The following is a 13,912-nucleotide window of genomic DNA, read 5'->3' as shown; positions in this document are numbered from 1 at the left end:
TGGTGCCGGTATCGACTGGCAGGGGGTGTTCGAGCCGGCCCGGCCGCGGCGGGTGGAGCTGCCCACCTACGCCTTCCAACACCAGCGCTACTGGCTCCAGGAAGCGGCCGGTGCAGGCGGCGACGCGGAGAGCCTCGGGCTGTGGGCCACGGGGCACCCGTTGCTCGGCGCGGCCACGGCCCTGGCCGACGGCGGGGCGGTGGTCCTCACCGGCCGCGTATCGATCGCCACACACCCGTGGCTGGCCGATCACGCCGTCAACGGACACGTGCTCCTGCCAGGCACGGCCTTCGTGGAGCTGGCCATCAGAGCCGGCGACGAGGCCGGCTGCGACCTGCTGGAAGAGCTCACCCTCCAGGCCCCGCTCATCCTTCCCGAACGCGGAGCAGTCCAGCTCCAGGTCGCCGTGGACGCGCCCGACGAGGACGGCCGCCGCCGGTTGGGCATCTACTCGCGACCGCACGGCGTACAGGACGAGCCCTGGACCCAGCACGCCGCAGGAACGCTGACCCGAGCCGGGGTCACCGCTCCTGAGCCCGAGGGAACCTGGCCACCGGAAGGCGCGCAGGCAGTGTCCCTGGACGGCCTGTACGACCAGTTCACCGGCATGGGCCTCGGCTACGGCCCCGCCTTCCGCGGACTCCAGGCCGCCTGGCGCAAGGGCGACGAGGTATTCGCCGAGCTGGCGCTGCCCGAGGAGATGGCGCGTGACGCGGCCCGGTTCGGCCTGCACCCGGCGCTGTTCGACGTGGCACTGCACGCCACCGCCCTCGGCGGGTTCGTGGCCGATGCGGAGCCCGGCCGCCCCGCCCTCCCGTTCGCCTGGAGCGGGGTCGCGCTGCACGCCTCCGGAGCGACGAAGCTCCGCGTCAGGATCTCCCTCATCGCCCAGGGCGCGATTTCCCTGACGCTGATGGACACCGGCGGCCTGCCGGTCGCGACGGTCTCCTCGCTGGCGGTACGCCCGGTGTCCGTCGGCCGGCCGCAGACCACGAACAGGAACAGGCTCTTCCAGGTCGACTGGGCGCCGTTGTCGTCGAACGCCACGGGCGACCTGCGCGACGTGGAGATCCTGCCCAGGCTCCCCGAGACCGGGCCGGTTCCCGAGTGCCTGCTGGTCGAGGCTCCCGCCGAGGTGCACGAAGCGCTGAGCCTGCTCCAGGAGTGGCTGGCCGACGACCGGTTCGCCGCGTCGCGCCTGGTCATCGTCACGCGCGGCGCGATGGCGGCCGCTCCGGACGATGTCCCGGATCCGGCGCAGGCGGCGGTGTGGGGGCTGGTGCGCGCGGCGCAGGCCGAGCAACCTGGCAGGTTCGTCCTGCTGGACCTGGACAATGACGAGCCGGTGGCGGAAGTGGTCGACCGGGCGCTGGCCGGCGGCGAGGCGCAGCTGGCGGTGCGTGCTGGGGAGCTGTGGGTGCCGCGCCTGGCACGCGCGGCGCAGCCGGAGGAGCACGGGCCGGTGTTCGGGCCGGACGGCGCGGTGCTGGTCACCGGTGGCACCGGTGGGCTGGGTGCGCTGGTGGCCCGGCATCTGGTCAGTGCGCATGAGGTGCGGCGTCTGGTGCTGGTGAGCAGGCGTGGACCGGATGCCCCGGGTGCGGCGGAGCTGGTGGCCGAGCTGGCGGAGCTGGGCGCGGAGGTGTCGGTGGCCGCGTGTGACGTCGGTGACCGGGACGCCGTCGCCGAGCTGATCGCGTCCGTCCCCGAGCTGACCGGTGTCGTACACGCGGCCGGAGTCCTCGACGACGGCGTCATCACCTCTCTGACCCCCGAACGCCTCGACACTGTCCTGCGGCCCAAGTCCGACGCCGCCCGGCACCTGCACGAGCTCACCCAGGACCGGCCGCTGACCGCGTTCATCCTGTTCTCGTCGCTGGCCGGCGTGCTGGGCGGCGCGGGCCAGGGCAATTACGCGGCGGCCAACGCCTACCTGGACGCTCTCGCGGAGCACCGCGTGGCGCAGGGCCTGCCCGCGATCTCGCTGGCCTGGGGGCTGTGGAAGGAGGGCGGCCTGGCCGACCTGGACGACGCCGCTCTGCAGCGCCTCGCGCGCTCGGGCGTCGACCCGCTGTCGGCCGAGGACGGGCTGGCCCTGTTCGACGCCGCGCTCGGCTCCGGCCGCGCCACGCTGGTCCCTGCCCTGCTGAACCTGAAGGTCCTGAGCAACCACGCGGACATGCTGGCACCCCTGCTGCGCGGTCTGGTGTCAGGTCCCGCCAGGCGGGTGGTGACCGCCGCGTCGGAGACCGCGGCCACGCTGAAGCAGCAGTTGGCGAGCCTGCCGCCGGACGGGCAGCAGGCCGCGCTCGAGGATCTGGTACGAGCCCAGCTGGGCGTGGTGCTCGGGTTCGCCGACACCTCGGCGCTCACCGACGACATGTCGTTCCAGGAGCTGGGCTTCGACTCACTGATGGCGGTGGAGTTCCGCAACCGCCTCAGCGAGGTCACGGGCATGCGGTTGCCCGCGACGCTGATCTTCGACTATCCGACCCAGGCCGCACTCGTCGGCTTCCTGTCCGGCGAGCTGCTCGGCACGCGGGAGGTCGCGGTCATAGCACGGTCGTCGGCGGTCGACGACGAGCCCATCGCGATCGTCGGCATGGCCTGCCGGTTCCCCGGCGGGGTTGAATCGCCGGAGGACTTGTGGCGGCTCGTGGCACAGGCCGGGGACGCCGTGGGCGAGTTCCCGCCGGACCGAGGCTGGGACCTGGAGAAGCTGTACGACCCGAACCCCGGCAACCGGGGCACCTCCTACGCCAGGCACGGTGGATTCCTGTACGACGCCGCCGAGTTCGATCCCCAGTTCTTCGGGATCTCGCCGCGTGAGGCGCTGGCGATGGATCCGCAGCAGCGGTTGCTGCTGGAGGCGTCGTGGGAGGCCATCGAGCGGGCCGGGATCGACCCGCACAGGCTGCGCGGCAGTCGTACCGGCGTGTTCTCCGGCGTGATGTACCACGACTACGCGAACCAGCTCTCCTCGGTGCCTGAGGAGCTGGAAGGGCTGATCGGCACCGGTAACTCGGGCAGCGTCGCGTCCGGCCGGGTGTCGTACACGTTCGGGTTCGAGGGGCCCGCGATGACGGTGGACACGGCGTGCTCGTCGTCACTGGTCGCGCTCCATCTGGCGGTGCAGGCGCTGCGGTCGGGTGACTGCGACCTGGCGCTGGCCGGCGGTGTGACGGTGATGGCGACGCCGTGGACGTTCATCGAGTTCGCCCGGCAGCGGAACCTGTCGGTGGACGGCAGGTGCAGGGCGTTCGCCCAGGCGGAAGGCGGTGTCGGCCTCTCGGAAGGCGTGGGGACGCTGCTGGTCGAACGGCTGTCGGACGCCCAGCGCAACGGGCACCCGGTGCTGGCGGTCATCCGCGGCAGCGCGGTCAATCAGGACGGCGCGAGCAACGGGCTGACGGCGCCCAACGGTCCTTCGCAGCAGCGGGTGATCCGGCACGCCTTGGCCAACGCGGGGCTTTCGGCCGCCGACGTGGACATGATCGAGGCACACGGTACGGGCACCGTACTGGGCGACCCGATCGAGGCCCAGGCCATCATCGCCACCTACGGCCAGGACCGGCCGGAGGACAAGCCGGCGTGGCTCGGGACCATCAAGTCGAACATCGGCCACGCGCAGGCCGCGGCCGGCGCGGCCGGCGTGATCAAGATGGTGATGGCGCTACGCAACGGCGTCATGCCGCAGACCCTGCACGCCGAGGAGCGGTCGGAGCACATCGACTGGTCGGCGGGCGCGGTGGAGTTGCTGACCGAAGCCCGGCCGTGGGAACGGCAGGACGCCCCGCGGCGGGCTGCGGTCTCCTCGTTCGGGATCAGCGGCACCAACGCGCACGTGGTGCTGGAAGAGGCCCCGCCGCAGGACGACGAGCCCGGCCAGGCGCTTCCGGTGGTGCCGTGGCTGCTCTCCGCCAAGACGGCGGCGGCGTTGCGGGCGCAGGCGTCCCGGCTGGCGGCCTGGATCGAGGCACGGCCCGAGCTGAACGCCACCGATGTGGGATGGTCGCTGGTGACCGGGCGGAGTGCGCTGGAGCAGCGCGCCGTCGTGGTGGGCGAGGACCGGGCCGCCCTGCTCGGGGCGCTGTCGGCGCTGGCCGAGGACGGAGAGCCCGTGTCGGCGCGAAGCCGGTCCCGGGTGGCGTTGTTGTTCGCCGGTCAGGGCAGTCAGCGGGTGGGTATGGGCCGGCGGCTGGCGGAGGCCTTCCCGGTGTTCGAGCGGGCGTTGCGGGACGTTTGTGAGCATTTGGATCCGTCGTTGCGGGAGGTGATGTTCACCGATCCGGATGGGGTGCTGGCTCAGACGGGGATGACGCAGCCGGCGTTGTTCTGCTTCGAGGTGGCCCTGTATCGGCTGTTGGAGTCGTTGGGGGTGCGGGCTGATGTGCTGGTGGGGCATTCGATCGGGGAGATCGCCGCGGCGCACGTGGCGGGGGTGTTCTCCTTGGCCGATGCGTGCACGCTGGTGGCGGCGCGGGCGCGGCTGATGCAAGCCCTGCCCGAGGGCGGGGCGATGCTGGCCGTCGCAGCGCCTGAGGAGCAGATCGTGCCGCTGCTGGGTGAGCGGGTCGGCATCGCGGCGGTCAATGCTCCTGGTGCGGTGGTGGTCTCCGGTGATGAGGAGGCGATCGCGGAGATCGAGCGGCGGGTGGATGTGCGGACGCGGCGGTTGCGGGTCTCGCATGCGTTCCATTCGCCGTTGATGGAGCCGATGCTGGCCGAGTTCGCGCAGGCGATCGCCGGGTTGACCTTCCATGAGCCGTCGATTCCGGTCATTTCGAATGTGACCGGCCGGGTGGCCGAGCCGGGGCAGTTGGCCACGCCGGGTTATTGGGTGGAGCACGTGCGGGAGGCGGTGCGCTTCGCCGACGGCGTGGCCGCCGCTCACGCGGATGTGTTCGTGGAGGTGGGTCCGGATGGGGTGTTGACCGGGCTGGCTCAGCAGAGCATCGCCGATGGGGTGTTCATCCCGGCCGCTCGCAAGGACCGCGACGAAGCCCAAGCACTGGTCGAAGCCCTGGGGCGGCTCCACGCGCACGGGGTGAAGGTCGATTGGGAAGCGTTCTTCGCTCCGGCGCGGCCGCAGCGAGTGGAACTGCCGACCTACGCCTTCCAGCGAGACCGGTACTGGGTCACGGCGCGGGCCGAGGTCGGGGACGTGGACGCGGCCGGGCTGGGCGCGATCGAGCATCCGCTGTTGAGTGCGGTGACCGAGGTGGCCGGTGGCGAGTCCGTGATCTTCAGCGGCCGGCTGTCGGTGGCCACGCATCCGTGGCTGGCTGATCACGTGGTCAACGGCATGGTGATCGTGCCGGGGACCGCGTTGGTGGAGCTGGCGGTCCGGGTCGGGGATGAGCTGGGCTGTTCGCGGCTGCGGGAGCTGACGTTGCAGGCGCCGTTGGTGGTGCCGGCCGAGGGTGCGGTGCAGGTGCAGGTGGTGGCCGGTCCGGCCGACGAGAGCGGTGGCCGGTCGGTGGGCATCCATTCGCGTCCGGGGACGGCCGAGCCGTGGGTGCGGCATGCCGATGGCGTGCTGGCGGCCGAGGGTGGTGTGCCGGGCTTTGACGTGGTGCAGTGGCCGCCCGCGGATGCGGCGCCGGTCGAGGTCGAGCAGCTGTATGACGATCTGGCGATGATCGGGCTGGAGTACGGGCCGATCTTCCAGGGGCTGGTGCGTGCTTGGGCGCGGCCGGGTGAGGTGTTCGCCGAGATCGCGCTGCCGGAGCAGGAGTATGCCGAGGCGGCCCGGTTCGGGGTGCACCCGGCCCTGCTGGACGCGGCACTGCACGCCAGTGCTCTGGGCGGCCTGCTCCCGGCGGTGGAGCCGGGCCGGCCGTTCCTGCCGTTCGCCTGGTCCGGGGTGTCACTGCACGCCGCCGGGGCGACCGGCCTCCGCATCAAGGCCACCACCGATGCCGCGTCCTCCCCGTCGTCACCGGCCATCTCTCTGGCCATCGCGGACGGCACGGGCGTGCCGGTGGCCGACATCGAGGCGCTCACGCTGCGGCCCCTGTCCACCGCGCAGCTGACCACCACCGCCGGCCAGAACCTGCACCACCTCGAGTGGAGCGCCGTCCCGCCCAGGCCCGCGGCTCAGGCGCCGCGCCGGGTGTCGCTCGGCGCGCTCTCCGAGCTGAACGGGTCGCTTCCGGAGTTCGTCCTGGTTGAGGCGCTCGGCGGGGTGCACCACGCGCTGACGCTGGTCCAGGATTGGCTGGCCGAGGAGCGGTTCGCCTCGTCCCGCCTGGTCATCGTCACGCGCGGCGCGGTGGCGGCCGCTCAGGACGACGTCCCGAGTCCGGCGCAGGCGGCGGTGTGGGGCCTGGTGCGGGCCGCTCAAGGAGAGCAGCCCGGCAGGTTCGTGCTGTTGGACCTGGACGGCGACGTACCGGAGCAGTTGGTCGAGCAGGCGTTGAGCACCGGGGAGTCCCAGCTCGCGGTGCGGGCCGGGGAGATCCGGGTGCCGCGCCTGACCCGCGTGGCCGTACCGGAGGAGCAGCGGGGGCCGGTGTTCGGGCCGGAAGGCACGGTGCTGATCACCGGCGGCACCGGCGGGCTGGGCGCGCTGGTGGCGCGCCACCTCGTCACCGCACACGACGTGAGGCGGCTGCTGCTGGTCAGCCGGCGCGGACCGGACGCCCCGGGCGCGGCCGAGCTGGTGGCCGAGCTGTCCGAGCTGGGGGCCGACGTCAGGGTCGAGGCCTGCGACGTGGCCGACCGCGACGCGCTTGCCCGGCTGATCGCATCGACCCCGCTGACGGGTGTGGTGCACACGGCCGGGGTGCTGGACGACGGGATCATCCCCTCCCTCACACCCGAGCGCCTGGACACCGTCATGGGGCCGAAGGCGGACGCCGCCTGGCATCTCCACGAACTCACCCACGAGCTGGACCTGTCCGCGTTCGTCCTGTTCTCCTCGCTGGCCGGGGTGCTGGGCGGTCCTGGCCAGGGCAACTACTCGGCGGCCAACGCCTATCTGGACGCGCTGGCGGAATACCGCAGGGCACGGGGGCTGCCGGGGGTCTCGCTGGCCTGGGGTCTGTGGGACGCGGGCGGCATGACCCAGGAGCTCACCGAGGCTGACCTGCGCCGGATGGAACGTATGGGGCTGAAGCCGCTGTCCGTCGCGGAAGGGCTGTCGCTGTTCGACGCGGGTCTGCGGGCCGACCGGGCGGCGCTGGTGGCGGCGCGGTTCGTACAGGCCAGGAACAACGCCCCGCGGCGGGCGGCCGCGGTCGACGGGCTCGCCGACCGGCTGGCCGCGATGGAGCCGGCCGAACGTGAGTCGGCGCTGTCCGACCTCGTCCGCGGCCGGGTGGCCACCGTGCTCGGATTCGCCGACGCGTCGGCCATCGACCCCCAGCGCCGGTTCCAGGATCTCGGCTTCGACTCGCTCACCGCGGTCGAGTTCCGCAACCGGCTCAGCACCGTCACCGGGCTACGTCTCCCGGCCACGCTGGTCTTCGACTACCCCACCTCGGCCGAGCTCATCGAGTACCTCATGGGGCACTTCGACGGGGCCGAGGACGAGGAGGCGGGCATCCTGCGGATCTTCGCCGAGCTCGACACCATCGAGACCTCGATGGCCCGGATGACCGAGGACAGCACCGTGCGCGACCGGCTCGTCGCGCGGCTCAAGGAGGTCCTGTCGGGCCTCAACGGTTCCGGCGGCGAAGCCGGCATCGCGGACCAGATCGAGGCTGCCAGCGACGACGAGATGTTCGCCTTGATCGACAACGAGCTCGAAGTCTCCTGACAGGCGCGCCGGCTGAGAAAGGTTTATTCCGATGGCAAACGAAGACAAGCTCAGGGACTACCTGAAGCGGGTCACGGCCGACCTCGCCCAAACTCGTCGGCAGCTCCGCGAGATCGAGGGGCGTGACCACGAGCCGATCGCGATCATCGGCATGAGCTGCCGCTACCCGGGAGGGGTCACCTCACCCGAGGAGCTGTGGCGGATGATCGACGAAGGAGGAGACGCGATCTCCGAATTCCCGGCCGACCGCGGCTGGCGAGAGGACCTGTACCACCCGGACCCCGACAATCCGGGCACGACCACTGCCCGGCAGGGCGGGTTCCTCTACGACGCCGCCGACTTCGACGCGGGATTCTTCGCCATCTCCCCGCGTGAGGCCTTCGGGACCGATCCGCAGCAGCGGCTGTTCCTGGAATCGTGCTGGGAGGTGTTCGAGCGGGCGGGCATCGACCCGGCCGCCGTGCGCGGCAGCCGTACCGGGGTCTACGCCGGGATCATGTACCACGACTACTTCCGCGCCGAAGCGCTCGGGAGCGTCACCTCCGGCCGGGTCGCGTACGCGCTCGACCTCGAGGGCCCGGCCGTCTCCGTCGACACCGCGTGTTCGTCGTCGCTGGTGGCGCTGCACCTGGCCGCGCAGTCACTGCGGCGGGGCGAGTGCTCGATGGCGCTGGCCGGCGGCGTGACCGTGATGGCGACCCCGAACACGTTCATCGAGTTCTCGCAGCAGCGGGGCCTGTCCGCCGACGGCCGCTGCAAGTCCTACGCCGACGCCGCGAACGGCACCGGCTGGAGCGAGGGCGTCGGGGTGCTGCTGCTCGAACGCCTCTCCGACGCTCAGGAGAACGGGCACCGCGTGCTCGCGGTCATCCGCGGCAGCGCGGTCAACCAGGACGGCGCCAGCAACGGGCTGTCCGCGCCGAACGGCCCCTCCCAGATCCGGGTCATCAGGGAGGCGCTGGCCGACGCCGGGCTGTCGCCCTCGCAGATCGACGCGGTCGAGGGGCACGGCACCGGTACGACCCTGGGCGACCCGATCGAGGCGCAGGCGCTCCTCGCCGCGTACGGCCAGGAGCGGCCGGACGGCAGGCCGCTGTGGCTGGGCTCGCTGAAGTCGAACATCGGCCACACCCAGGCCGCCGCGGGTGTCGGCGGCGTCATCAAGATGGTGATGGCCATGCGGCACGGCACGCTGCCGCGGACCCTGCACGTGGACCAGCCGTCCACGCACGTGGACTGGTCGGCCGGCGCAGTCGAGCTGCTGACCGAGCCCAAGACGTGGGACCGCGGCGAGGCGCCCCGCCGCGCCGCCGTCTCGGCCTTCGGCTTCAGCGGCACCAACGCCCACCTGATCATCGAAGAGCCGCCGGCCGAGCAGGCCGACGCCGGGCCGGACGGCCTGCACCTGCCGCTGGTGCCCTGGGTGGTGTCGGCCAAGGACGCGCAGGCGCTGGCGGCACAGGCCGGCCGGCTGAAGGAGTGGGCGAGCGAGCAGCCGGAGCTGCGGGTCGCCGACGTGGGCTGGTCGCTCGCGACCGGCCGGGCGGTCCTCGACCGGCGCGCGGTCGTGGTGGGGGAGGATCGGGACGAGCTCCTGGCCGGTCTCCAGGCGCTCGCCGACGGCGGGGTCGCGGCCGGGACCGTCACGGGTGCCGGCGCGGGCGGCAAGCTCGCCTTCCTGTTCGCCGGTCAGGGCAGCCAGCGGGTGGGCATGGGGGCCGCGCTGGCCGAGGCGTTCCCGGTGTTCGCCGACGCGCTCGAAGACGTGTGCAAGGTCCTGGATCCCCTGCTGCCGCACCCCGTACGGGACGTGATGTTCATCGACCCCCACGGGGTGCTGGACGAGACGGGGATGACCCAGCCGGCGCTGTTCGCCTTCGAGGTCGCCCTGTATCGGCTGCTGACCTCGCTGGGCGTCCAAGCCGACGTGCTCGCCGGGCACTCGGTCGGCGAGATCGCCGCCGCCCACGTGGCGGGCGTGCTCTCGCTGCACGACGCGTGCACGCTGGTGGCCGCGCGGGCGCGGCTGATGCAGGCGCTGCCTTCAGGCGGGGCGATGCTGGCCGTCGCCGCGACGGAGGAGGAGGTGCTGCCGCTGCTGGACGGCCTGACGGACCGGGTCGGGATCGCCGCGGTCAACGCCCCCGGCGCGGTGGTCGTCTCCGGTGACGAGGAGGCCATCGCCGGGATCGAGCGGCAGGTCGACGTGCGGACGCGGCGGTTGCGGGTGTCGCACGCCTTCCACTCGCCGCTGATCGAGCCGATGCTGGAGGAGTTCCGGCAGGTCGCCGAGTCACTCACCTACCACGAGCCGGCCATCCCCATCATCTCCGACGTGACCGGGCAGAAGGCGCAGGCCGGCCAGCTCACCGATCCTGGCTACTGGGTGGACCACGTCCGGCAGGCCGTCCGCTTCGCCGACGCCGTCACCACCGCCCGGGCCGGCGGCGCCACGGTGTTCGTGGAGGTCGGCCCGGACGGCGTGCTCACCAGCCTGGCCAGGCAGACGCTCGACGGTGACGACGCCGTGGTGTTCGTCACCCCGGCCAGAAAGGACCGCGACGAGAGCCGCGCCTTCCTGGAGGCACTCGGACAGCTGCACTGCCGGGGCGTCGCCGTCGACTGGGACGCGTACTTCGCCGAGGCCTGCCCCAGGCGCGTCGACCTGCCCACGTACGCCTTCCAGCGCAAGCGCTTCTGGTTCATGCCCGGGGCCGCGACGGCCGAGCAGGGCGACGGCTCCGTCGACCCGCAGTTCTGGGCGGCCGTGGAGCGTGAGGACGTCGCCGCGCTCACCGCCACGCTCGGCATCGAGGACGGCTCCCCGCTCGCCGCCATCCTGCCGGCACTGTCGTCCTGGCGCCGGCGCAGGCGCGACCAGGACGTGCTCGACTCCTGGCGCTACCGCGTCACCTGGACGCCCGTCACCGTCCCCGGCGGGAAGCCGCCCGCGCTGTCCGGCGACTGGCGGATCGTCGTCCCGGCGGACCGCGCCGATGACGCGGCGGCCGTCGTACAGGCGCTCGAACGGCACGGAGCCCGGTGCGAGCTCCTGCACGACTTCGCCGCGCAGCCGCGCGGCGAAGAGCCGGTCGCCGGCGTGCTGTCACTTTACGGAGACCTGGCGCAGACGGTGACGCTGATCCAGGCCATGGACTCCGCCGGCGTGGACGCGCCGCTCTGGATCGCCACCGACGGCGCCGAGAGCGTCAGCCGGGTCGATCCGGTACGCAATCCGGAGCAGGGCGCGGTCGCGGGCCTCGGCAGAGTCTTCGGCCTGGAGCAGCCGGCCCGCTGGGGCGGCCTCGTCGACCTGCCCGAGACGCTCGACCAGCGCATCCTGACCCGGCTGGTGAGCGTGCTCGCCGGGATCGGCGACGAGGACCAGCTGGCGATCCGCGCCTCCGGCGTCTTCGCCCGCAGGCTGACCCGCGCGCCCAGAACGTCCGCGGGATCGGACGGGCGCTGGCAGGCCCGCGGCACCGCGCTGATCACCGGCGGCACCGGCGGCCTGGGCGCGCACGTCGCCCGGTGGCTGGCCCGCGGCGGCGCCGAGCACCTCGTGCTCACCAGCCGGCGTGGCCCCGACGCTCCCGGCGCGGCCGAGCTCGTGGCGGAGCTCGAAGAGCTCGGCGCGCGGGTCACCGTGGCCAGGTGCGACGTGGCCGATCGCGACACGCTCACGGCGCTGCTCCGCGAGGTCGAGTCCGCCGGCGGCGCCATCCGGTCGGTCTTCCACACCGCCGGCGTCCCGCACATCCAGCCGATCACCGGGCTCGGCCAGGACGAGCTGGTCCAGGCCACGCAGGCCAAGATCGCCGGGGCGGCCAACCTGGACGAGCTCCTCACCGGACCGCTCGACGCCTTCGTCCTGTTCTCGTCCGGCGCCGGAGTCTGGGGCGGCGCGCACAACGGGGCCTACGCCGCGGGCAACGCCTTCCTCGACGCGCTCGCCGCGCACCGCCGCTCCCGCGGCCTCCCCGGCACGGCCGTCGCCTGGGGATTCTGGGACTCGGCAGGCGGTGGGATGACCACCCTGCTGAGCGAGGAAGACGCCCGCAAGACCGGCGTCAGGTACATGGACACCGGCATGGCCGTCGACGGCCTCCGGCAGGCGCTGGACGACGACGAGACAAACCTGGTCATCGCCGACGTGGACTGGGCGCGGTTCTTCCCGGTCTTCACCGCCTCGCGGCGGCGCCCGCTCCTCGACGGCGTGCCCGAGACCCTGGCGGTACTCGAGAGCGAGGCGGAAGCCACCGGGGAGTCCTCGGAACTCCACGCCAAACTGCTCCCGCTGAGAGCGGAGGAGCAGGAGCGGCTGCTGATCGCGGAGGTACGCGAGCAGGTGGCCGCCGTGCTCGGATACGAGCCCGCCGAGGTGGAGGTGGATCGGGCCTTCCGCGACCTCGGCTTCGACTCGGTCACCGCGGTCGAGTTGCGCGGCAGGCTCAACGCCGCTTTGGGTGTGCGTCTGCCGGCGACCGTGGTCTTCGACTACCCGAACGTCAAGGTGCTCGCGGGCTTGGTCCGTGACGAGGTCCTGGGCACGCGGGCGGAGATCGAGATCGCGGGCGGGAGCCGCGGGCCGGTCTCCGACGACCCGATCGTGATCGTCGGGATGAGCTGCCGCATGCCCGGCGGCGTGAGCAACGCCGACGACCTCTGGCGGCTGGTCGCCGAGGGCGGGGACGCGATCACGCCGATGCCGGGCAACCGCGGCTGGGACGTCGAGGGCATCTACGACCCGGACCCGGACGCGCCGCTCGCCTCCTACGTGTGCGAAGGCGGCTTCCTGGCCGGCGCCGCCGACTTCGACCCCGAGTTCTTCGGCATCAGCCCGCGCGAGGCCCTGGCCATGGATCCGCAGCAGCGGGTCCTGCTGGAAGCCTCGTGGGAGGCGATCGAGCACGGCCGGATCGACCCCGGTTCGCTGCGTGGCAGCCGTACCGGAGTGTTCGTCGGCGCGGCCTACGAGGAATACGGCCGCCACTCCGACCAGATCCCGCTGGAGTCCGCGGGCCACCTGGTCACCGGCACGCTGAGCAGCATCGTCTCCGGGCGGGTCGCGTACGTGATGGGCCTCGAAGGGCCCGCGGTGACGGTGGACACGGCGTGCTCGTCGTCGCTCGTGGCGCTGCACATGGCGGTGCAGGCGCTGCGGAACGGCGACTGCGACCTGGCGCTGGCCGGCGGTGTCACGGTGATGTGCACCCCGCTCGGATTCATCGGCTTCAGCTTGCAGGGCGCGCTCGCCAGGGACGGCAGGTGCAAGCCCTTCGCCGGTGCGGCGGACGGGTTCGCCCTCTCGGAGGGCGTCGGGATGTTGCTGGTGGAGCGGCTGTCGGACGCCGAGCGCAACGGGCATCAGGTGCTGGCGGTGGTACGGGGCTCGGCGGTCAACCAGGACGGTGCGAGCAACGGGCTGACGGCGCCGAACGGTCCTTCGCAGCAGCGGGTGATCCGGCACGCCCTGGCCAACGCCGGGCTGTCCACCGCCGAGGTCGACGTGGTCGAAGCCCATGGCACCGGCACGACCCTCGGCGACCCGATCGAGGCCCAGGCGATCATCGCCACCTACGGCCAGGATCGGGAGCAGCCGCTCTGGCTCGGCTCGATCAAGTCGAACATCGGCCACACCCAGTCCGCGGCCGGGGTGGCCGGGATCATCAAGATGGTCATGGCCATGCGGCACGGCACGCTGCCGCAGACCCTGCACGTGGACGAGCCGTCGCCGCACGTGGACTGGTCGGCGGGCGACGTGCGGCTGCTGACCGAGGCGCGGCCGTGGTCGGTGAACGGGCATCCACGCCGTGCCGCCGTCTCGTCCTTCGGGATCAGCGGCACCAACGCCCATGTGATCATCGAGCAGGGACCGGCCGTCGAGCCGGAGCCCAGGATGGCGACCGAGCTGCCGGTGGTGCCGTGGGTGTTGTCGGCCAAGACGCGTGAGGGTGTTGCGGCGCAGGCCAGGCGGTTGGCGGAGTGGGTGCGGGCGCATCCTGAGCAGGATTCTGCCGATGTGGGTTGGTCGTTGGTGAAGGGCCGGTCGGTGTTTGATCATCGTGCGGTGGTGGTGGGTGGTGATCGGGAGGAGTTGCTGGCGGGGTTGGCTGAGCCGATCTCGGGTGTGGCGGGGCCGGGTGGCAA

Annotated in this window: 2 protein-coding genes; both read left to right on the top strand. The window is 72.5% G+C overall.

Annotation, left to right across the window (positions count from 1 at the left end; translation table 11 throughout):
* The first annotated feature begins 25 nt into the window (after positions 1–25).
* Positions 26–7,762 carry an SDR family NAD(P)-dependent oxidoreductase gene (locus ACIBX3_RS60655; RefSeq protein ID WP_397129927.1) on the top strand — a complete coding sequence of 2,579 codons (7,737 nt, stop codon included), beginning with the start codon at positions 26–28 and terminating at the stop codon, positions 7,760–7,762.
* Between the two features lie 31 nt (positions 7,763–7,793).
* Positions 7,794–13,912 (top strand): type I polyketide synthase (locus tag ACIBX3_RS60650; protein WP_397129926.1); only part of this gene is annotated, 6,119 nt, incomplete at its 3' end.

It is taken from the genome of Nonomuraea sp. NPDC049480 (genome assembly GCF_044465905.1).
Taxonomy (GTDB): Bacteria; Actinomycetota; Actinomycetes; order Streptosporangiales; family Streptosporangiaceae; genus Nonomuraea.
The sequence above is the reverse complement of the archived record's forward strand: the minus strand, read 5'-3'. Positions and strand labels throughout refer to the sequence as shown.